Below are 22,004 nucleotides of genomic sequence, written 5' to 3' on the forward strand. Positions count from 1 at the left end.
GAGATGTTTCGCCGTGTGCTTTTCAACGTGTCCGTGGCCAACCGCGACGACCACCCGCGCAATCATGGCTTTATCCGGAGCCCTGGTGGCTGGCGGCCGGCCCCGGCGTACGACATGAATCCGTCTACGAAAAAGGATGAACACGTACTCAGGCTCAACGACAGCAGTGCCGTACCTGACCTGGCCACCGTCATGCAAACAGCGCAGTTTTACCGCGTGAGCGCGGTTGACGCGAAAGCCGACCTTGAGCGCTTGCAGAAAGTGCTGTCGACTTGGAAAGCCGAGGGGAAAGCCTTGGGGCTCTCAGCTGAAGACCGGCTCGAACTGCAAGATTGCGCATCAAGCGCAGGTCACTGTCCAAACAGAAAGTAACTCGAGCGAGGAGCAAGGCTAGGTCGGCGAGAAGAGCTTTGTGCGTTGGCTTAGTTAACCACTTGGCTGGGCTCGAAGTCGGGGCGTGGTCCGAGCTTCCACGGCCAGTTGTCCTACTCGTGCGGGAGTGAATTTAAGAAACGATGCAGTTCTATCAAAAGGAACACCACGCCATGACTGATCCCCGCAACATTGCCCATGACAAAAAGGTGCAGCAAGAAAAGAAACACCGCAGTGAAGAGATTTCGCCTGGTTCGATCAAGACCACGCAGCCAGGGAAAAAGACTCACATGGAACACCATGCTTCCGACATTGCCAAAGTCCCCGATGAGGCGGATGCAGTGCCAAGCGCCGAAAAGCCGCTGGATTGACCATGACTTAGGTCGCCCTCTGAACGCCAGCGTGGTGCACCGACGGCTGATCAGGATAGCCCAACGCGTGATGGCGGCAGCGGAAACCGTGGAGCGCTCTGGCGTCTATGGCCCTCGCGCGGCTGCTTTGCGAATAGCACCCGTTTCCCCCAATGATTTTTCCAAAGCCTCCTCGACCGTAGCAATCCTTTCTTGACAGATTTCGTGGGCTGCAACAGATTTGGTGACGATGGTCAGCGTCAGCAGGTCATTGATATTTGGCTCCCGCCGATCTGGCGGCGTTTGCGCATCTTGCTGCAGCAAGCTATGGGCTTTTTGAAAGTTTTTGTCTCCATTTAATTCCCTTAACTTTTTTACCGGTCGTGACAGCGACCCAGCCATCCCGCAACTGGATTTTGATTTCAGCGTTGCCAGATACATGGGCCGCGCGGGTGAGGGATTCGCCGCCCTGGGTTCGCACTATGGCAAAGCCTCTACTCAGATCTTCTTCAGCCCCTGCTCCGCGATTTCCGGTATCAAACCCTCAGCGCAGGTACAGCAGGCACAAGCCCAGATGGCCAGTAAGCGAGGCCAGGAAGCGCAGAGGCTGCTGCAACCCAATCGTTCACAAATTGTTTGGCGTGCCTCGGATCTCGAATCGGTGTTGGCCCAAGACCATCGAGCCCGGCTGGTATGGGGCGCCGGCGCGCGCGTCATGAAGATGGGCGACGGCGGCTTCCGTCCGGCCTTCAATGTGCAGGTTCGCCACCACGTGCAAAGAGCAGGTTATCGCAGGCATGGACGTGGCCGACGCGGGCAGCGACATGGCCCAACTCTTACCCATGGTCGAGCAAGTCGAGCAGCGTCTGGGCCAGAGCCCTGCTGCGTGGCTGGTTGATGGGGGCTTCCACGCGCACGAGCAGATCGACGCGGTGGTTGGCCGGGCTGAGTTCGCGCTTTCCCTGGGCCTTGACCAGGTCCTGAGCCTCTTTGGCCAGGGAATAGCTGATGGAGCGCTGGTAAGGAAAGACTTGCGTAACGATCACACCGCGCGCGCTGTCGCCCGAAGTTTTGACGAAACCGCCCGAAGCATTGTTGGACAAGATAACTATCTGCGCCGCCAATCCAGCGGCGCACAACGCTTTCACGCCATCAACCACGGCCTGTCCTGATGCAGCATCATGGCGCCGCTGGACGGGCCGATGAGCGGTACGCCGTATTTGTCAAGCAGTGAAATGATTGCTTCCGTGTGGGGCGCGCCACACGTCAGAAATATCGCGGCCACGTTCTGCTCCTTTATGAGCTTGTGCGCGTTTTTCGCTGCAAGCTTCGGATCGAATTTGTCGTCGAACGAGATCAGTTCTATCTTTTGGCCACCGACTCCGCCCTTGGCAGTGATGGCATCCAGTCAGAGTTTTGCGCCATCCGTGGTTTCCTTCACGCCAGCGCCCACTGCGCCAGTAAAACCCGCAGTTTGTCCGATAAGAATTTGCATCTGGCTGTGTGGCTCAACGCGGCCATGAAGGTAACTGCTTAGAACCAGCTCGTTTTTTTTGATGGAATTCCTTGGGGGGTTGAGGATTGCCGCCGCAGTCGATCACAAAAGCAGTGTTGCAAGAAGGAAACCACCCCCATTCATTCCGCTGTAGTTGCCGCGCGGCGCTTTAACCCCACGCAGGGCTTGTGCTGACCCACTGCCTAAAATGTTTGACCTCACCAGGAAAGACCTCATTAATGCCTCAGGGAACCATCCGCATTCGCGGCGCGCGCCAGCACAACCTCAAAAACCTTGATCTCGACATCCGCACCGGTGAAATGACGGTGGTGACCGGGCCCAGCGGCTCGGGCAAATCCTCGCTGGTGTTCGACACGCTGTTTGCCGAGGGCCAGCGCCGTTACGTGGAGACCTTTTCGGCCTACGCCCGGCAGTTTCTGGACCGAATGGACAAGCCCGCCGTTGACAAGGTCGAAGGCGTGCCGCCGGCCATAGCCATCGACCAGACCAATCCGGTGCGCAACTCGCGTTCCACCGTCGGTACCATGACGGAGCTCAATGACCACCTGAAACTGCTTTATGCACGCGCGGCGCAGCTGTTTGACAAGCAGACCGCCCAAGCCGTGCGACACGACAGCCCCGAGTCGATTTACGCCGAACTGATGGCGCTTTCTGCAAACACAGGCGAAATGAGCCAGGAAATTGATGACGTGCGCCGCGCCGGGCCGCCCCAAGCAAGCACAGCCCCCTCGGGGGGCAGCGCAGTACGCGAAGCGACAAGCGTGGGGGCTCGTTTAATCATGACCTTTCCGGTCGAACTTCCCGGCAACACCAGTGCCGGGCAACTCGAACAATGGCTGTCCGCCAGCGGCTTCACGCGCGTGCATGCCGAGCGCGAAATCAGCACGCCGGCCGGTACGCACAAGCTGATCGATGTGGTCGCCGACCGTTTTCGCCTGCACAGCACGGAGAAAATCCGGGTGATCGAGGCGATTGAAACCGCACTTAAGCGCGGGGGCCGCCTCAATGTCTACGTGCAGCAGGGTGGCGCGGACCACAGCCAGTTAGAGGAAATGTGGCGCTTTTCCACCGGCCTGCACTGCCCCGACAGTGATCTGCGCTACACCGATCCGACGCCTTCGCTGTTTTCCTTCAACTCCGCCATGGGCGCCTGCGAAACCTGCAAGGGTTTTGGCCGCGTGATTGGCGTGGACTACGGACTGGTGATTCCCAACGACAAGCTCACATTGCGTGCCGGCGCCATCAAGGTTATGCAGACGCCGGCCTGGAAAGAGGCGCAGGACGATCTGATGCGCCACGCCGAGTCGGCCGGCATTCCGCGTGACACGCCCTGGTACAAGCTCACGCCCGAGCAGCAGGGCTGGGTCATTAATGGTTCGCCCAGCTGGAACGGCAAGTGGAACCAGCACTGGTTTGGCATCAAGCGCTTTTTTGCCTACCTGGAAAGCAAGGCCTACAAGATGCACATTCGTGTGCTGCTGTCCAAGTACCGCAGCTACACCACCTGTGAAACCTGCGGCGGTGCGCGCCTCAAGCTCGAACCGCTGCTGTGGCGCCTTGGCTCCAAAGAGGCCGCCGATGCGGTGCTGCCGCCAGCGGCCCGCTTCATGCCGGTCGGCGTGCACTGGAGCCGCGCGCAGCTCGAAGCGCTGCCAGGTTTGTGCCTGCATGATTTGATGCACTTGCCGATAGACCGCCTGCAAAAATTCTTCAGTGAACTGTCGCTCGATGTAATGGGAGACGCTGCCGAGAAGCAGGCGCTCAAGATGCTGTTCGAAGAAATTCGCACGCGCGTGAAATACCTCTGCGATGTCGGTATTGGCTACCTCACGCTCGACCGACAAAGCCGCACGCTGTCGGGCGGAGAGGTGCAGCGCATCAACCTGACGACAGCGCTGGGCACTTCGCTGGTCAACACGCTGTTCGTGCTCGACGAGCCGTCCATTGGCCTGCATCCGCGTGACATGAACCGCATTACGCAGGCGATGCACCGGCTGCGCGATGCCGGCAACACCCTGGTGGTGGTCGAGCACGACCCGGCCGTGATGCTGGCGGCCGACCGCATGATTGACATGGGCCCCGGTCCCGGCATCAAGGGCGGGCAGATTGTGTTTGACGGCACGCCCGAAGACCTCAAGCATGCCGATACGCTGACCGGCGCCTACCTGGGCGCGCGCAAGCAGGTCGGCATGGGTTTCAAGCGCCCGGTCAGCGACAACACGCCGCGCCTGATTCTTGAAGGCGCGCGCGACCACAACCTGAAAAACCTGACGATCGAGTTTCCGCTGCAGCGCCTGGTCTGCGTGACCGGCGTCAGTGGCTCGGGCAAGTCCACGCTGATGCAGGACATCCTGGCGCCGGCGCTGCTGCGCCAGTTTGGCAAGGCCACTGAAACACCGGGCCTGCACGACCGGCTAATGGGCGCCGACCACCTGACCGATGTGGTGTTTGTCGACCAGTCCCCGATTGGCAAAACCGCTCGCTCCAATCCGGCCAGCTATGTCGGCGCCTGGGACGCCGTGCGCGAACTGTTTGCGCAGGCACCGCTGGCCAAACAGCGCAGCTACACCGCCACGAAGTTCAGTTTCAACAACGGCGACGGCCGCTGCCCGACCTGCGGCGGTTCGGGCTTTGAGCATGTCGAGATGCAATTCCTGAGCGACGTTTATTTGCGTTGCCCCGACTGCGACGGCAAGCGTTACCGGCCTGAAATTCTGGAGGTGACGATTGAGCGCAAGGCCATCGGCCAGCTCAAACCGGTGCTGCTAAGTGTGTCTGATGTGCTGGAGCTCACCGTCAGTGAAGCCATGGCTCTTTTTGCGCAAGACCGCGAGGTGGTGCGCGCGCTGCAACCTATCGTCGAAGTGGGGCTGGAGTATGTGAAGCTGGGCCAGCCGGTGCCCACGCTGTCGGGCGGCGAGGCGCAGCGGCTCAAGCTGGCGGGTTTTCTGGCCGGGGCCAGCAAGAGCGCCAGTAAAACCAGTGCCAGCAAACAGGCGCTGGCGCTCAGGCAGCCGGGGCGCGGCACGCTCTTTTTGTTTGACGAGCCGACCACCGGCCTGCACTTTGACGACATCGCCAAGCTGATGCGGGCGCTGCGCCGGCTGCTTGAAGCCGGGCACTCACTGATCATCATCGAGCACAACCTCGACGTGATCCGTTCGGCCGACTGGCTGATTGACCTGGGCCCCGAGGGCGGCGAAGCCGGCGGTCTGCTGGTGGCGCAAGGCTCGCCCGAAGATGTGCGCCAGCACCCGACTTCGCACACCGCCAAGGCGCTACGCGAGTACGAAGAGGCCATGGGCCAGATCCACCAGGTGCAAGAAGCCCGGCCCAAGGCGTGGAAGACCAGGCCGGCGTTTTCCAACATGATCCAGATCGTCAATGCCAAGGAAAACAACCTGAAAAGCCTGTCGGTCGAAATTCCGCGCGGCAAGTTCAATGTAGTGACCGGCGTGTCGGGTTCGGGCAAATCCACGCTGGCCTTTGACATCCTGTTCAACGAAGGCCAACGGCGTTATCTGGAGTCGCTCAATGCCTACGCGCGAAGTATCGTGCAGCCGGCCGGCCGGCCTGAAGTCGATGCGGTCTACGGCATTCCGCCCACCGTGGCGATCGAGCAGCGGCTGTCGCGCGGCGGGCGTAAGTCCACCGTTGGCACCACTACCGAGGTTTGGCATTTCCTGCGCCTGCTTTACGTCAAGCTCGGTGTGCAGCATTGCACCAAAGATGGCGCTGCGGTGATGCCGCAAAGCCCCGAGAGCATCGCCGCGCAGCTGATGAAAACCTACCGCGGCCAGCACATTGGCCTGCTGGCGCCGCTGGTGATCAACCGCAAGGGTGTCTACACCGAGCTGGCCGACTGGGCGCGGCCGCGCGGCTACACGCATTTGCGCATCGACGGCGAGTTTTTGCCAACCACCGGTTTCCCGCGCATTGACCGCTTCAAAGAGCACACGGTCGAGTTGCCGATTGCCGACATTCACGTCTCACCCACCAACGAAGCGGCCTTGCGTGCCGCGCTGGCCACCGCGCTGGAGCATGGCAAGGGCGTGCTGCATGTGCTGGCCCCGCTTGATGGCCTGCAGGGCGCGATGCTGGCCGGTACAGGCACCAGGCACATCGGCAAGCTCGAAGCGTTCTCGACCAAGCGCGCCTGCCCGGTCTGCGCCACCTCGTATGCCGAACTTGATCCGCGCATGTTCAGCTACAACAGCAAGCACGGCTGGTGCAGCGACTGCGTGGGCACCGGCGTCAAGCTCACCAAGGAGCAGCGCAAGGTGTTTGACGATTCCGTGCTGGACGATGACAACAAAGGCCGTGAGCAAAGCTTTGCCGAAGCCGATGTGGACGAAGCACTGGACGCCGTCTGCTCGACCTGCCACGGCGCGCGCCTCAATGCCAAGGCCAGAGCGGTAAAGTTTGCCGACGTGGGCATTGCTGACATTGCCGCCTTGTCGGTGACCGACGTACGCCGCTGGGTGGATACTTTGGCGTTGGTCGGGCGCGAGGCCGGCATTGCGCGCGACCTGATTCCCGAGATCAAGAGCCGGCTTGAATTCCTTGAAGACGTGGGCCTGGGTTATCTGACGCTGGACCGCGGCGCGCCCACGCTTTCGGGCGGCGAGGCGCAGCGTATTCGGCTGGCGGCGCAACTCGGCTCCAACCTGCAGGGCGTCTGCTATGTGCTCGACGAGCCAACGATTGGCCTGCACCCGCGCGACAACCAGATTCTGCTTGGCGCGCTCGGCAAGCTCAGCGAGCGCGGCAATACGCTGGTAGTCGTCGAGCATGACGAAGACACGATTCGCCGCGCCGACAACATCATCGACATCGGCCCCGGCGCCGGCAAACGCGGCGGACGGCTGGTGGCGCAGGGCACGGCGGCGCAACTGTCTGCGGTGCCCGAGTCGCTGACGGGCCGTTACCTGGCGCGTCCGCTGCTCCATCCACTGAACACCCGCAGGCAAACCTTGGCGAGTAGCGCTGCCGCTGAATCGGGCTCTGGCCCCGATGCAGCGGCCCAAGCGAGCGCAAACGCCGCAAAACCCGCTGGCAAACAAAAGAAGGCTGCGCTGAAAGCCGCCGCGCTAAAGGCTGCCGCCGCAAGCGCCAGTGCCAGCCACAACGCAGCGCCTGCTGCGGCCAGTCCCTTCACGTCGTGGCTCACGGTGGTGGACGCTACCCTGCACAATCTCCAGGATGTCTGCGTCAGCGTGCCGCTGTACCGGCTGGTGGCCGTCACCGGCGTGTCGGGCTCAGGCAAATCGACGCTGGCCCGCGACGTTTTGCTCAGCAACGTGCACGCCGGCGTCATGCTGCGCTCCACCAGAGCCGGACGTGACGCCGACGACGCCGGCAAACACCCGGCCTGGACCGGCTGCGCGCGCATCGAAGGCTACGCCGCCGTGGACCGCGTGCTCGAAGTCGACCAGACGCCGATCGGCAAGACACCGCGCAGCTGCCCGGCCACCTACATCGGCTTTTGGGACACCGTGCGCAAGCTATTTGCCGACACGCTGGAGGCGCGCGCACGCGGTTACGCGGCAGGGCGCTTTTCTTTCAATACGGGCGAAGGGCGCTGCCCGACCTGCGAAGGCGCTGGTGTCAGAACGATCGCCATGAGCTTTCTGCCCGACGTCAAAGTGCTGTGCGAAACCTGCCACGGCGCGCGCTTCAACCCCGAAACGCTGGCCGTGACCTGGCGTGGCAAAAGCATTGGCGACGTGCTGAAAATGGAGGTTGACGAGGCGGTCGAATTCTTCGCCGCCATGCCCAGCATCGGCCATCCGCTGCAACTGCTGAAAGACGTGGGGCTGGGCTACCTCACACTCGGCCAGCCCTCACCCACCCTGTCGGGCGGCGAAGCGCAGCGCATCAAGCTGGTGACCGAGCTCAGCAAGGTGCGCGACGACATCACGCGGCGCGGCCAGAAAGCGCCGCACACGCTTTATGTGCTCGACGAGCCGACGGTGGGCCTGCACATGGCCGACGTGGAAAAGCTGGTGCATGTGCTGCACCGGCTGGTCAATGGCGGTCACAGCGTGGTCGTGATCGAGCACGACCTGGACGTGATTGCCGAGGCCGACTGGGTGATTGACCTGGGTCCGGATGGTGGCAATGCCGGCGGCCGCGTCGTGGCTTCAGCGCCGCCCGAAGCGGTGGTGGCGCTGGGGACTCACACCGGAAAAGCGCTGGCAGCGGTGCTGGCGCGCTAGTTTCTGGTTCGGGCTTCTGCTATATAAATAATAGCAGTTAACGCCCATTGCATCTGCGCTAGCGGCCTGTTTGGCTTACTTGACGATGAACGCCGGTCCGGAGGCGCTGGTCGCGTCAAACAATCCGTCGCCCAGGTAGCGCAACTGAAGCTCGTTGGTTAGGCCACCGGTGACCGAGCCTGCCGTGCCGGGCGTCGTCCGGTTGCTGGTCGAGGTGAAGATCCTGCCGTTGTTGACAGCAGCCACGATACGATTGCCATCGGCAGACAAGGCTACGCCGCGCCATGAGCTGGCTTGCTGGCGCTGCGTCCAGGTCGCGCCGCCATCTGTCGAGATATAAATTTTTCCTGTGGCGAGCGGATCAGTGGTTGAAAGGGGCTGCACCGCCACCACGGTGTTGCCGTCGCCGGATAGGGCGATGGAATTGAAGCCGTGGTCGGGGATGCGCGCTGTCCAGCTCAGTCCTGAGTCGCTGGAGGTGTAGATCTTGCCGAAGCGTTCCGCAGCGGCCAGCTTTGTGCCGTCCTGCGAAGATGCCACGCGGTAAAAAGAATGCGTCACTTGGCCTATAGGAAATGCGGGGCTGGGTGTCCAGGTCACACCGGAGTCCGTGGACAGGTAGATGGGCTGCTGCGCATCCAGCAGGTCGTTGTAGACCGCCGCGACCAGTTTGCTGCCGTCGGCAGACGACGCAATGGAACGCCAGTTGCGCGACGGCGTGCGCGCCGTCCAGGGACCGACGCCGAAGGCGTTGCCTGCGCTCTGTTCCCAGGTGTAAATTTTCCCGTCATCGGTGGCCGCTCCATTGCCCAGCACGACTGCCGCCATGCGGCTGCCGTCGGACGACATGGTGATAGACACCCAGAAACGCCCGCTGCTGCCACTGGCGAACTGCTCTTGCCAGCTGTTGCCCGAATCGGCCGAGGTCCAGATCCGGCTGAGATCACTGGCGACCGCCGCCAGCTTGGTGCCGTCGGCCGATGAGGCAATTGAAGCCCAGGCTCTGTCGCCCGGCGCCTGCCGCTCCGTCCAGGTCACGCCCGCATCGGCAGAGGTATACACAAAGCCAACCTTGGGGGCCCCCGGCGCTGTCAGGAAATTGTTGGCAACGGCGGCCAGTTTGCTGCCGCTGGCCGAGGACGCCACAAACCACCAGTCGTGAACGGGTTCACTTTGTTGAATCCAACTGGTCTCCAGCCCCGGCTCTGTCCCGCCCAATTTCCGCGTGCCAATGGTTTGCCCGGCAGCTTGGGTAATGCGCCACTCATTGCCGCTTTCGCCTCGCACCGTGAGGGTGTCGCCAGGCTTGACGGCCGGTTCGGCTGGCAGAGTCGCCACGACGTTACCTACAGAGAAACTTGAAATGATGTGGCCCAAGCCACTGACCAGTTGCGCCGCCGTCCCGGTGATGCGTTGCCATGTCGTCGACAAGCCGGGTGCCGCATAACAGAGGTACTCAACTGTCTTGCCAGCGCCGCTGGTGGTGCTGATTTGCTTGCCGGCGTTCGCGCAGTTGCCGCCCCTAGGTTCGTCGATGATGGAAATTCCGACATCGGGGCCTGCGCTGTTGCACAGATAGGCCGCCGGAGTAGTCGCTTCGGCCACATCAAGCACGCCATTGGAATTGGCGTCCAGACCGACAAAAAACTTCTTGCCGCCATTCGCGCAGGCTCTTCCAGCGGGCTCGTTGACCAGACTGACCAAGGTGGTTATCCCGGTGGTACTGGCGCTGCCGGCCGCCCCGGGTGCCTGGTAACAGGCATATTGGGTGTTCGACACATCGGCGCCATCAAGGACGCCGTTGTTGTTGGCGTCGATGAACGCCGTGATTTTGATTCCCCCTACCGGGTCCTGGCACTGGCTGCCCTTCGGCTCAGCTGCCAGCGTGATGCGGGCATTGCCGTTCTGGACAAGCGTAGCCGGAGTTGCGGGAGGCACCGGCGACCCTGGAACAGTGGGTGGGGCCGGACTGGAGGGTGTTACACCAACCACCGGCTGGGTCGGGATGTTGGAGCCACTGCCGGAGCTATCGCCGCCCCCGCCCCCACCGCAAGCCGTCAAAGCAAGCCCCACCAGCAGCAGCAGGGCAGAGATTCGAGACTCTCGCGATACTTTTAAGGACAGTCTCATCTTTTTACCTTGTAGCTAAATGTAAATAAATTGGCGCCTTGCTCTGTCAAATCCTTGACAAAAAGGCTTTTCCGAGCATTGATAAAGTGGATATTAATAAGACCAAATCATCTACGGGGTTCTTTTTTGCAAACATAAGTAATCGTGATTGGTCACGCTGTCGGTGTATATGGCGCAAACGGTTATACGTTTGGTATCAATATGGCACCGGGGGTTGCGCGTGGGGTGCAGCTAAGGGGTGCAAATCAGTCAAGAGTGGAACGCCTGCCTGGAGGCGGTGCCAGTTTATTGGCGCGGCGATGAAAGGCGCTGATGAAGAAGCAGAATGCTATTAAATAGATAGCTGTCCGCGCCCGTAAAACATGGGCTAGAGGCCTAAAGGGCTGGAAATTTCCGGAAGATGACTGAAACCACGGACTGACACGGACGTGACAGACCTTTGGGTGTTGTCCTGATGCGGCGGGACCTGGCCTGACGCATGATGAACGCATGCGGGTTTTGCACAGGGCAGGCCGCCATCCATTTTCAGGAGAACCCATGCAACGCCGTCAATTACTGCAATCCGCCGCCGCCCTTGCCCTGCCCGTTCTGGGCGCTGCGCAGGCGCAAGGTTTTCCGACTCGCCCCATCAAGCTTTTGATCGCCTTCCCGGCCGGTGGGCCGACCGACATCACCATGCGCTCGCTGGCCGACAATGCCGGGAAAATTCTGGGCCAGACGGTGATTGTGGAAAACAAGCCCGGCGCCGGCGGCTCGCTGCCGGCGCAGCAACTGCAAAGCTCGGCGGCCGATGGCTACACGCTGGCGCAGATTCCGTTGGGGGTTTTTCGCCTGCCCTACACCACCAAAATCAACTGGGATCCGGTCAAGGACATCGCCTATGTGCTAAACGTCACCGGCTACGCCTTCGGCCTGGTAGTCCCTAGCGAGTCACCATTGAAGAACTGGGCCGATTTTGTGGCCTATGCCAAGGCCAACCCCGGCAAGCTCAGCTACGGCTCGACCGGCACGTTGACCAGTCCGCACCTGACGATGGAGCTGATCGCGCAAAAGCTCGGCCTGCAACTGCTTCATGTCCCCTACAAGGGCAGTGCCGACTTGATGCAGTCGATCTTGGGTGGCAACATCATGGCCGCCGCCGATTCCACCGGCTTTGCGCCGCAGGTCGAGGCCGGCAAGCTGCGCGTGCTGAACACCTGGGGCGAGCAGCGTCTGGCCAGGTTTCCCGATGCGCCCACGCTCAAGGAGTTGGGGCTGGATATGGTGCAGGCCTCGCCGTTTGGCATAGGCGCTCCCAAAGGCACGCCGCCGGCCGTGGTCAAGCGCCTGCACGACGCCTTCAAGCAGGCGATGGAACAAGAGGCCTACAAAACCGCGTTGGGCCGTTACGACATGCTGCCGATGTACATGAGCACCGAGGCTTATGCCAGGTTTGCCCAGGACACTTTTGCCCGCGAGAAGGCGCTGGTAGACAAGCTGGGGCTGGCCAAGGGTTTCTGATTCGCCTCAAAGCCCCGCAGTTTCAAAAGGTTACAAAAAAGCGACCGGTCAAATAAAGACGAGTTGGTAATAATCCGGCCAAAAAGTATGAGTACTCATGCTGTTTTGTTACCAACCCACTGCGACGGAGCCGAAAGTCATGAGGAAACTGAGATGCACCTTGATACATGCGAGTGCCGCCGCTCTGCTGCTGGCTGCTTCAGCCAGCGCGGGCGCGCAGGCTCTGGGTGCGGCAGCTGACGGGGTGGAAATGCCGCCGCACCTTTGGGTCGTGCCGGCGCCGCGCGCGGCCGACAGCTATTTCAGCAATCTCAAGGACGGCGGTGTCTACGAGTCCCCGTTTGTGGCGCGCTTCGGCCTATCCATGCGCGGGTTAGTGCCGGCCGGCAAGACGGCAGGGCGCGCCGGCCACCATCACCTGCTGATCAACCAGGCCTTGCCGCTGGACTTTCAGAAACCGCTGCCGTTTACCGAGCAGTACCTGCATTTCGGCAAGGGCCAGATGGAGACGGTGATCAACCTGCCGCCTGGCAGCTACGAGTTGCGCATGCTGCTGGCTGATCAGAAGCACATACCCTATTTCGTCTACAGCAAGCCCCTGAAGCTCACTATCAGCAAGCAGAACAAGGAAGTGAAGCCGGCCGCCGTGCAAGGTCCGCCGCATATCGAGCTGCTGAGCCCGGCCGACCGCGAGACCGTGCAGGCGCCATTCAGGGTGCAGTTCCATGCCAGCGGCTACAACGTAGCCCACGCGGCACCTCAAGTGCCGGAAACTGGACATTTCCGTTTGACCGTCGAACGGACCAACCGCAAGCCGGAAGTGATGAACTTCACGGCGGGCCAGACCGAGACCTGGCTCAGCCCGCCCCCTGGCGACTACATCCTGCGGCTGGAACTGGTCAGCAACACGCTGGACAGTGGCGTCATCAGCCAGGCCAAATCGTTGGCGTTGGCGGTGGCAGCTCGCTGAAGGGCCCGACACCGCCGGCGTGCGGGCGCGCTGTGCAGTGGCCGCATCAGGCGGCGCGTGCGGCTAGCAAAGTTGCCGCGACTTCCGCAAACCCCGCGCCGCGCTCACCCTCTGTAACGTAGCGCGGCAGGTGCGTGAGCTGCGGCACAAAGCGGGCGATGTTGGCGACGCCGACCGAGTTGGGAAACGCCTCGAACATCAGCTGGTCATTGGTCGAATCGCCGACGTAGACCCAGCGATCCAGTTGCAGATCAAGATCACGCCCCAGCAGCTCGCGCACTATCCAGCGCGCGCCGGCCAGCTTGTTGTGCGCGCCAAACCAGCCGTTGATATGGATCGAGCTGACGCTGGCGGTCATGCCCTCGCGGTGCATGATTTGCAGCGCCTGGGCGATGCGCTCGGGTGGCAAGTGAACGAATTCGCTGTGGTCGATGGCAATGTCGGTCTCGCGGCCCGCGCTGTCTTGCGCCAGCACCGCACCGGGAACCTCTGCTGTCACGCGGCCAGCTACCCGTTGCATGCGGGCCCGGTTGGCGAGGCGCGTGGTAGCGTCTTGTTGATATAGTTTTGATAGCAGCTTGCGCCCGTCGTTATTGGGCTGGAGGCCTTTTTTGTTGGAAAAAAGAGCCACGGCACCGTTTTCAGCGACGATCGCGTCGAGTGGCCAGTCCAGCGCAAACGGCTGACTCCAGCCGACCGACCGGCCGGTGATGGCAATGACGGGCAGCCCGGCCGCTTGCAGGGCCGCCAATGCCGCCAGCGCGTCGGCGGTGATGGCGCCGGCTGTGGTCAAGGTGTCGTCGATATCGGTCAACACGCCGGTGATGCCGCGGCGCACCGCCAGGGGCCAGGTCTTCAGTACTTGCATGCTGAAATTTTCGCACTTTGCTGCTGATGCCTGGGACTTGCTCGCAGCCGCTTTTCAACACTGCGGCGGATGACAACAATGGCCCGTAAAAAAACGTCCGGCGCTGCAGGGCAACGCCGGACGTTTCGAGGGCGCTTGCAGCGCGCCAGGTCAGAAATCTTTTAAGCGACGAAGTCGGCTTTGACGTCGATCAGGGGATGGCCTGAGCCTTCGCCGCGCGCGCCTTCACCGGCTTCGCGGGCAACGACATCGCCTTTGACGTCGGTCAGGGGATGGCCTGAGCCTTCGCCGCGCGCGCCTTCACCGGCTTCGCGGGCAACGACATCGCCTTTGACGTCGGTCAGGGGATGGCCTGCGCCTTCGCCGCGCGCGCCTTCACCGGCTTCGCGGGCAACGACATCGCCTTTGACGTCGGTCAGGGGATGGCCTGAGCCTTCGCCGCGCGCGCCTTCACCGGCTTCGCGGGCAACGACATCGCCTTTGACGTCGATCAGGGGATGGCCTGCGCCCTCGCCGCGCGCACCTTCACCGGCCTCGCGGGCAAAGGAGGCGGTCGCGGCGCTGGCACCAATAGTGAGGACGGCGACAGCCATGGCTATTTTGTTGAATTTGGTCATGAAAAATTCTCCTGAATGAAGTTAGCTGGGTTGATGGGTTCGTTGCAGTGGTTCTGTATGGAAGCACTTCCACACAACTCAAATATAGGGAGGTCGGATGATCGAAACTACGATCATCAGTCGCGATTTTCGTGCTCGCTTGGTCGCGGAAAAATCAGACCATGGTCCCTGTTCTTTTTAGCTGTAATCGCTAGACTTGGACGTAGCAATTTTGGCGCCAACCGCTAAACTTTCTATCAAAAAGATACCTTTGAAATGAATTGAAACCAGGATCCAATATGTCTGCGTTCCTCACCCGAAGCCTGTCGAGGCAGTTCCTGATCGCCAGCTTTCCCGTTTTGCTGATTGGCATGCTGTTGATCGGTTTCTGGGTGGCGACGCAAATCACCAATAGCGTGGCCCATCGCATCGGTGGCATGACGGGCATGTATGTGGACAGCTTTATTGCCCCGCATATTCAAAGCCTGGCCACGGCTGATGATCTGAGTGCCAAGGAACGTGCGGCACTGGACCAGCTGTTCATTGATACCCCACTCGGCGAAAAAATTGCCTCCCTCAAGATATGGCGTCGTGATGGACGCGTTCTGTACAGCAACAACAAGGCTTTGATTGGCCGCATGTTTCCGATAGACGAGGGGCTCAAGGTGGCCCTGGCGGGCGATGTGCATTCGGAGATGAGCGATCTGAAGAGTGTCGAAAATGAGTTCGAGAGGGGCAAGTGGTCGCAGCTGATCGAGACTTATGTACCGCTTCGTGCCGACGGTACCGGAACCGTCATTGCGGCAGCGGAGTTTTACCACTCGACAGATCAGTTGGCGCTGGAGTCGCGGGCCGCGCAACTGAAAAGCTGGTTGATGCTGATCACCACGGTGGCTGTCATGTACCTGTTGTTGTTTGCGTTGGTGCGCCGGGGTAGCAAAACCATCGTCGAGCAGCAAGGCGAACTGAACGACAAGGTCACACAGCTCACGGCACTGGTCACTCAAAACGACCAGCTTCATGACAAGGTGCGCCGTGCCGCCGCCCGCACCGCGGCGCTCAATGAGGTTTTTTTACGCCGCATTTCCGCCGACCTGCATGACGGACCGGGCCAGGACATGGGTTTGGCGCTGATGCAATTTGAGTCGATTGGCGAAACCTGCATGGTGTGTCCCGGCATCAGTCACGGGCCGCTTTCAGGCACCGAAGAGTTCCGGGTGATTCGCGCATCGCTGCAATCGGCAATGGCTGACTTGCGCGCCATTTCAGCCGGCTTGCAGCTGCCGGAGATAGACAAGCTGTCCATACGCGAGATTGCAGAGCGAGCGATTCGAGACTATGAGCGAAAAACTGGCGCCACGGTCGCACTTAATACCGTGAATGGACAGGCGCCCGCTTCGCTTTCGGTCAAGATTACCTTGTACCGATTGCTGCAGGAGTCACTGACGAACGGATTTCGCCACGCGAACGGCTCGGAGCAGCATGTAGAAGCCAAGGCTGAAGACGGTCGATTGATTGTTGAGGTGAGTGACCGCGGCACCGGTTTTAATCCCGCAGCGATTGTTCCGGAAGGTCATTTGGGTCTGTTGGGAATGCGCGAGCGCGTCGAGATTCTGGGGGGCTCCTTCGATTTGCAAAGTACAGTCGGGCAGGGCACCACGATTCGCGTGGCGCTGCCGCTGGTGGTCCCCGGGCTGGAGCAGGAGTAAGAAATGACTGAGGCGATTCGTGTTCTCGTGGTGGATGACCACCCGCTGTTCCGGCAGGGTGTGGTGCAAGCACTCGGTGCCGAGCCGGATTTGAAGATTGTGGGCGAAGCCGCTTCGGGCGAGGAGGCTTTAACGCTGGCCTGTGCGTTGCTGCCCGACGTTGTCTTGCTTGACATCAGCATGCCCGGATGGGGTGGACTGATTACGGCTGAAAAAATCACGACTGCTTGCCCGGCCACGGTGATCGTCATGCTTACCGTGTCTGAAGACAAGGATAAGCTGCTGGCCGCATTCAAGGCCGGGGCGCGCGCTTACGTGCTCAAGGGCGTGGCAGCGCGAGAACTGGCCAATGTACTGCGCTCGGCCGTCGCCGGCGAGGTGTATGTGACGCCGTCGCTCGCGTCGGAGATGCTGGTGTCGTTGACGCGCGGCCAGGCACCGGATCCGCTGCAGGAATTGACCGACCGGGAGCGGGAGATTTTGAGTCTGATAGGTAACGGCTTGACCAATCGCGAAATCGGCGAGCGCATTTTTCTGTCGGAAAAAACCATCAAGCACTATGTCACCAACATCTTGCAAAAGTTACAGGTGCGCAGTCGGGTAGAGGCAGCATTGCTCGCGGCCCAGCGCGCTGCGCCTATCACCGGCAGGTAAGGCACAACCACTCCTGTCCGAGCCGGTTGCGCCGATTGACCGGGCAGTTCCATGAACTGACGGTGCCGTACTGGATCCCGGCTGCAGGGCTTTCCGTTTTTGACGGGTTCGGTACAATAGTGGCTGTCCTGAGGAGCGTTGCAACCCACAACATGTGGTCTAGGCTCAGGATTTTCTTTTGCAACCACGCTCACCCGCATGTGCCTTTGGCGTCGGGTGAGTGAAATCAATCCACTCCCTTTCGACTTGACGGCGCTGCCTGTGGCTATTTTGCCCTGTTGACTTTTGATTTTGGAGATACCCATGAACGCCGTATTGAAACCTGTCCATAGCACCGACTGCATCATTGCTGATCCCTCGCTGGCCGCCTGGGGGCGCAAAGAGCTGAAAATTGCCGAAACCGAAATGCCTGGCCTGATGGCGATTCGCCAGGAATTCGCCAAAGTTCAGCCGCTCAAGGGCGCGCGCATCACCGGCTCGCTACACATGACGATCCAGACCGGGGTGTTGATTGAAACCCTGCAGGCCTTGGGCGCCGACGTGCGCTGGGCCTCGTGCAACATTTTTTCGACGCAAGACCACGCCGCCGCCGCCATTGCAGCCGAAGGTACGCCGGTGTTCGCCATCAAGGGCGAAACCTTGGCCGATTACTGGGACTACACCCACCGCATCTTCGAATTCAGCGGCGCAAAAGGAACACCCGAAGAAGGCCCGAACATGATCCTGGATGACGGCGGCGATGCCACGCTGCTGATGCACCTGGGCACGCAGGCCGAAACCGACGCCAGTCTGATCTCGAAGCCTGGTAGCGAAGAAGAAATTTGCCTGTTCAACGCCATCAAGGCCAAGCTGGCGCAAGACGGCAGCTGGTACAGCCGCCGCCTGAAAAACATTGTCGGCGTGACCGAGGAAACCACCACCGGCGTGCTGCGCCTCAATGAAATGGCGGTCAAAGGCACGCTGGCCCTGCGCGCCATCAACGTGAACGATTCGGTGACCAAGTCCAAGTTCGACAACTTGTACGGCTGCCGCGAATCGCTGGTCGATGCGATCAAGCGCGCCACTGACGTGATGATTGCCGGCAAGGTCGCCTGCGTCGCCGGCTACGGCGATGTCGGCAAAGGTTCTGCCCAGGCGCTGCGCGCATTGAGCGCCCAGGTATGGGTCACCGAGATCGACCCGATCAATGCGCTGCAGGCCGCGATGGAAGGCTACAAGGTCGTGACCATGGAATACGCCGCCGACAAGTGCGATATTTTTGTGTCCGCCACAGGCAACAAAAACGTCATCAGCTACGCGCACATGGAGGCCATGAAAGACCAGGCCATCGTCTGCAACATCGGTCACTTCGACAATGAAATTGACGTGGTTTCGCTTGAAAAGTGCAAGTGGGAAGAGATCAAGCCGCAGGTCGACCATGTGATCTTTCCGGACGGCAAGCGCATCATCTTGTTGGCCAAGGGCCGCCTGGTGAACCTGGGTTGCGGCACCGGCCACCCTAGCTTCGTGATGTCGTCCAGCTTTGCCAACCAGACGATTGCGCAGATTGAGCTGTTCACCAAGCAGGCTGATTACGAAGTCGGCAAAGTTTATGTGCTGCCCAAGCACCTCGATGAAAAAGTGGCACGTTTGCACCTGAAGAAAGTTGGCGCGATGCTGACCGAACTGAGCGACGAGCAGGCGGCCTACATTGGCGTGTCCAAGGCGGGTCCTTACAAAGCCAACACTTACCGTTATTGAGTTTTGCCTTGCTCTTTCCCCACCGAGGGGAAAGAGCAAGATGTAAAGCGTGCCTGATATGCCTGATTTAGAGGCTGGCAAATTTATTAAGAGACTGCTTTCATGCGCGCTGACTTATTTTTGGTTGAACACGGCTTTGCCACCACCCGCTCGCAGGCGCAGCGCCTGATTGCTTCGGGCGCGCAGTGGCGAGTGGAGGAGGGCGCCTGGAAGAAGGTGGCCAAGAATGGTGACGAGGTGCCTGACGCAGCCGAGTTGCAATTGCTCGATACCAGCGAAGCCAAATACATTTCGCGCGGTGGCCTGAAGCTCGAAGGAGCTTTGACCAGTAGCGGCCTGCAGGTGAAGGATTTGCGTTGCCTTGATATTGGCCAGTCGACTGGCGGCTTTACCGACTGCCTACTGCAGCACGGCGCGGCGCAGGTGGTAGGCGTGGACGTGGGCCATGGCCAGTTGCATGACAGTCTACGCATTGATCCGCGCGTCGTGTGCATTGAAGGCGTCAATGCGCGCTCGCTCAGCGCCGATGATCTGGTCGAACATTACCGCCGTGCCCTGCATGCCGGGGACGATATGGATGATCAATTCGACGAGGACGCAGAAGTCGACGACGCCGACAATAAACTCGAATTTAAGCCGGTATTTGATTTCCTGACAGGGGATCTGTCTTTCATTTCCCTGACGCTGGTGCTGCCCGCCGTGGTGCGCTTGCTCAAGGCTGATGGCCACCTGTTGATGCTGGTCAAGCCGCAGTTCGAGCTGCAGCCCGGTCAGGTCGGCAAGGGCGGCATTGTGCGTGATGCCGCACTCTTCGAATCCATTGAAAAGCGCTTGCGCGAGTGTTGCACCGGGCTGGGGCTGCAGGTGTTGGCGTGGCTGGAGTCGCCGATCGCCGGCGGCGATGGCAACCGCGAGTTTTTCATCCACGCGAAAAAAGGTCACGAGCGCATCGGCGAAGACCAGCCGCTGGCCGCCGCGCCGCAAAGAAAAGCAGCCAAGCGGCTGCCGCGCAGCGTGCTGCGCGAGTCGCGGGAATTGCACCAGCCGCATGCTGACCCGGAAGCTGCGCATGCGGGCCAGCACGGGCCGGCGCGAGGCAAGCGGCGCGACAGTAAATCCGATGAAGACGCGTCGAACGATTAAGGCTTGTGATGACTGTTGCCGTCAGTTTTGAATTTTTTCCTCCCAAGACGCCCGAAGGCGCGGCCAAGCTGCGGCTGACGCGCCAGGACCTGTATGGGTTCAAGCCCGAATTCTGCTCGGTAACCTTCGGCGCCGGCGGCTCAACCCAGGAAGGCACCTTTGGCACCGTCGGCGAAATTCTGGCCGAAGAGGTGGATGCTGCCAGCCACTTCTCATGCGTCGGCGCCAGCAAGACCACGGTGCGCGAGCAACTGGCGGCCTTGCGGGCCATGGGTGTCAGACGTCTGGTGGCGCTGCGTGGTGATTTGCCCAGCGGCTACGGCATGGGCGGCGAGTTCCATTACGCCAGTGATCTGGTGGCGTTTATTCGCGCCGAAACTGGCGATGCCTTTCACATTGAAGTGGCGGCCTACCCGGAAATCCACCCGCAGGCCAAATCGGCAGCGGCCGATCTTCAGGCCTTTGCCGCCAAGGTCAAGGCAGGTGCCAATTCGGCCATCACGCAGTATTTTTTCAATGCAGATGCCTATTTCCGTTTTGTCGATGACGCACGCCGGCTGGGCGTCGATGAGCCGGTGGTGCCAGGTATTATGCCGATTACCAGCTCGACGCAGCTGATGCGTTTTAGCGATGCCTGCGGTGCTGAAATTCCGCGCTGGATTCGTTTGCGCCTGCAGGGCTTTGGCGATGACACGGACTCCATCAAGAGCTTTGGCCTAGATGTGATTACCGCTTTGTGCGACCAGCTTTGCACGGCCGGTGTGCCTGGCCTGCATTTTTATACGATGAACCAGAGCGCGGCGACGGCAGAAATTCTGCGCCGTCTGCAGCCAGTTTGATCTTTGAATGGATGCCTCCGGGCGTCGTCAAGCGCTGTGTCGTCGCAGGTTTGCTGGCAGTGCTGGGCGCCTGCACGACGCTGACTGCACCGCATTTCCCATCCGTAACCAGCCCGGCCGCGCCCGCAGTCAAGCCACTGGGCCAGACCGAGCAGGGAGGCACGCCAGCCGATCCCGCGTCGCCTCCGGTTGTTGCTGATAAATATCAGCTGACCGGTGACGCAGCCAGGGAATTGGAGCGTGGCCAGGCCTCCTGGTACGGGCCGCGTTTTCATGGCCGTCGCACAGCCAGCGGTGAGCGCCACGATATGTATGCGCTGACGGCAGCGCACAAGACACTGCCTTTTGGCACGCTGGTGCGGGTGCGCAGCGTAATGACCGGGCGGGAAGTTGATGTGCGTATCAATGACCGCGGCCCGTTTGTCAAAGGCCGTGTTATCGACGTGAGCAAGGCCGCCGCGCAGGTTTTGGGCATGATGGAGGACGGCGTGAAAGATGTGCTGTTGTTGGTGCCCGAAGCCATGTCTCTGGAGCTGGCGCCAGCTCTGCCGGTCAAGAAATCGCGCCGCGCGTTGCGGCGCTCTCCCTCCCCGCGTCTCCGCTGATTCTTCGGGTTTTTCCCGCGTAAGGCGGGCACCCCGGTCTTTGCCCGGTTGCCAGTTGTTTTTGACCCTCACCACGTATGGGTCAAGTTCCAAATTGCCGACGTCAGCCTGAGGGATTATTAAAATTTCAGTCATTCCTGAAATTTGAGTAATCCAGATCATGAACCTTGCCCCCCTGACCAAGCGTTTTGTCCTTCACTTTGGCGAAATGGGTAGCCGATGGGGCATCAACCGCACGGTGGGGCAGATTTATGCGCTGCTTTACGTATCGCCGCGCGCCCTGAATGCCGACGACATTGGCGAAGCGCTGGGGTTCTCGCGTTCCAACGTCAGCATGGGCTTGAAAGAGCTGCAGTCGTGGAATCTGGTGCGGCTGCAACACTTGCCCAATGACAGACGCGAGTACTTTCAGGCGCCCGACGATGTGTGGATGATCTTCCGCACGCTGGCCGAAGAGCGACGCAAGCGCGAGATCGACCCGACGCTCTCGATGCTGCGCGATGCGCTGCTGGACCAGTCTGCGGAGGGGGACGATATTCATGCCCAAGCCCGCATGCGACAGATGCACGACCTGGTCGAACTGATGACCGGCTGGCTCGCCGATGTGCAGAAAATGGATTCGACCACGCTGGTCAGCCTGATGAAGATGGGGGCCAAGGTGCAGAAGTTGTTGGAGGCCAAAGGCAAAGTGGCGCGTTCCGTCAGGGCTGGATTGACAGGCCGCTCGGCACTTGATTTGCCAGGCGATGAAGCCGCACAATCTGCTCAGCTTCCCGATGCGGACAGGAGTTGAC

At 60.7% G+C, this 22,004-nt stretch carries 16 protein-coding genes, 2 pseudogenes and 1 riboswitch; of the genes and pseudogenes, 13 read left to right on the forward strand and 5 right to left on the reverse strand.

The window, feature by feature from the left end; translation table 11 throughout:
- The first annotated feature begins 3 nt into the window (after positions 1 to 3).
- Both HHJ18_RS20015 and HHJ18_RS20020 read left to right on the forward strand, forming a co-directional pair.
- Entirely contained in the window at positions 4 to 372 is a 369-nt protein-coding gene (locus HHJ18_RS20015; RefSeq protein WP_296918158.1) for a HipA domain-containing protein, read from the forward strand.
- Between the two features lie 173 nt (positions 373 to 545).
- Complete coding sequence (locus tag HHJ18_RS20020) at positions 546 to 743, forward strand: hypothetical protein (protein WP_296918160.1); 198 nt, start codon at positions 546 to 548, stop codon at positions 741 to 743.
- 105 nt (positions 744 to 848) lie between these two features.
- Here the strand turns inward: HHJ18_RS20020 and xseB are convergent, their stop codons facing one another.
- Positions 849 to 1,163 (reverse strand): exodeoxyribonuclease VII small subunit, encoded by a 315-nt coding sequence (xseB, locus tag HHJ18_RS20025; RefSeq protein WP_296918162.1) that lies wholly within the window; start codon positions 1,161 to 1,163, stop codon positions 849 to 851.
- Between the two features lie 265 nt (positions 1,164 to 1,428).
- Here xseB and HHJ18_RS20030 point away from each other — a divergent pair.
- Positions 1,429 to 1,657 (forward strand): annotated as a pseudogene (locus tag HHJ18_RS20030) (IS5/IS1182 family transposase); the annotation flags it as partial.
- A 3-nt stretch (positions 1,658 to 1,660) separates the two neighbouring features.
- On the opposite strand, the pseudogene HHJ18_RS20035 reads toward HHJ18_RS20030, so the two are convergent.
- A pseudogene (locus tag HHJ18_RS20035) lies at positions 1,661 to 2,217 on the reverse strand (ABC transporter substrate-binding protein); the annotation flags it as partial.
- Positions 2,218 to 2,456: 239 nt separating this feature from the next.
- Here HHJ18_RS20035 and HHJ18_RS20040 point away from each other — a divergent pair.
- Positions 2,457 to 8,456 (forward strand): excinuclease ABC subunit UvrA, encoded by a 6,000-nt coding sequence (locus HHJ18_RS20040; protein ID WP_296918164.1) that lies wholly within the window; start codon positions 2,457 to 2,459, stop codon positions 8,454 to 8,456.
- 75 nt (positions 8,457 to 8,531) lie between these two features.
- Here HHJ18_RS20040 and HHJ18_RS20045 read toward each other — a convergent pair whose 3' ends face one another.
- Complete coding sequence (locus HHJ18_RS20045; RefSeq protein ID WP_296918166.1) at positions 8,532 to 10,394, reverse strand: sialidase family protein; 1,863 nt, start codon at positions 10,392 to 10,394, stop codon at positions 8,532 to 8,534.
- A gap of 729 nt (positions 10,395 to 11,123) precedes the next feature.
- Between HHJ18_RS20045 and HHJ18_RS20050 the strand changes: the two genes are divergently transcribed.
- Together HHJ18_RS20050 and HHJ18_RS20055 are read left to right on the forward strand one after the other, a co-directional pair.
- The gene (locus tag HHJ18_RS20050) at positions 11,124 to 12,086 is read left to right on the forward strand and encodes a tripartite tricarboxylate transporter substrate binding protein (RefSeq protein WP_296918167.1); all 963 of its coding nucleotides are present in this window, start codon (positions 11,124 to 11,126) and stop codon (positions 12,084 to 12,086) included.
- 139 nt (positions 12,087 to 12,225) lie between these two features.
- Positions 12,226 to 13,056 (forward strand): DUF4399 domain-containing protein, encoded by an 831-nt coding sequence (locus HHJ18_RS20055; RefSeq protein ID WP_296918170.1) that lies wholly within the window; start codon positions 12,226 to 12,228, stop codon positions 13,054 to 13,056.
- Between the two features lie 46 nt (positions 13,057 to 13,102).
- On the opposite strand, the gene HHJ18_RS20060 is transcribed toward HHJ18_RS20055, so the two are convergent.
- Both HHJ18_RS20060 and HHJ18_RS20065 read right to left on the reverse strand, forming a co-directional pair.
- Entirely contained in the window at positions 13,103 to 13,924 is an 822-nt protein-coding gene (locus tag HHJ18_RS20060) for an HAD-IIB family hydrolase (protein WP_296918172.1), read from the reverse strand.
- A gap of 161 nt (positions 13,925 to 14,085) precedes the next feature.
- Complete coding sequence (locus tag HHJ18_RS20065; RefSeq protein ID WP_296918173.1) at positions 14,086 to 14,541, reverse strand: hypothetical protein; 456 nt, start codon at positions 14,539 to 14,541, stop codon at positions 14,086 to 14,088.
- Positions 14,542 to 14,819: 278 nt separating this feature from the next.
- Between HHJ18_RS20065 and HHJ18_RS20070 the strand changes: the two genes are divergently transcribed.
- The 7 genes from HHJ18_RS20070 (at position 14,820) to HHJ18_RS20100 (ending at position 22,003) form a co-directional block, all read left to right on the forward strand.
- Complete coding sequence (locus HHJ18_RS20070; RefSeq protein WP_296918175.1) at positions 14,820 to 16,229, forward strand: sensor histidine kinase; 1,410 nt, start codon at positions 14,820 to 14,822, stop codon at positions 16,227 to 16,229.
- Between the two features lie 3 nt (positions 16,230 to 16,232).
- Entirely contained in the window at positions 16,233 to 16,883 is a 651-nt protein-coding gene (locus HHJ18_RS20075; protein ID WP_296918177.1) for a response regulator transcription factor, read from the forward strand.
- 124 nt (positions 16,884 to 17,007) lie between these two features.
- Positions 17,008 to 17,082, forward strand: a riboswitch (S-adenosyl-L-homocysteine riboswitch).
- A gap of 104 nt (positions 17,083 to 17,186) precedes the next feature.
- Positions 17,187 to 18,623, forward strand: coding sequence for an adenosylhomocysteinase (gene ahcY, locus HHJ18_RS20080; protein WP_296918179.1), 1,437 nt, complete (start codon positions 17,187 to 17,189; stop codon positions 18,621 to 18,623).
- 102 nt (positions 18,624 to 18,725) lie between these two features.
- Complete coding sequence (locus HHJ18_RS20085) at positions 18,726 to 19,766, forward strand: TlyA family RNA methyltransferase (RefSeq protein ID WP_296918181.1); 1,041 nt, start codon at positions 18,726 to 18,728, stop codon at positions 19,764 to 19,766.
- Positions 19,767 to 19,774: 8 nt separating this feature from the next.
- On the forward strand, positions 19,775 to 20,605 hold the full coding sequence (metF, locus tag HHJ18_RS20090) for a methylenetetrahydrofolate reductase [NAD(P)H] (protein WP_296918183.1): 831 nt from the start codon (positions 19,775 to 19,777) through the stop codon (positions 20,603 to 20,605).
- A complete protein-coding gene (locus HHJ18_RS20095; RefSeq protein WP_296918184.1) occupies positions 20,602 to 21,210 on the forward strand; it encodes a septal ring lytic transglycosylase RlpA family protein in 609 nt (202 codons plus the stop codon). Before metF ends, HHJ18_RS20095 begins: the two co-directional genes overlap by 4 nt.
- A 160-nt stretch (positions 21,211 to 21,370) precedes the next feature.
- Positions 21,371 to 22,003, forward strand: coding sequence for a GbsR/MarR family transcriptional regulator (locus tag HHJ18_RS20100; protein ID WP_296918186.1), 633 nt, complete (start codon positions 21,371 to 21,373; stop codon positions 22,001 to 22,003).
- Position 22,004 lies beyond the last annotated feature (1 nt).

The organism is Polaromonas sp. (genome assembly GCF_012927455.1).
GTDB lineage: Bacteria > Pseudomonadota > Gammaproteobacteria > Burkholderiales > Burkholderiaceae_C > Polaromonas.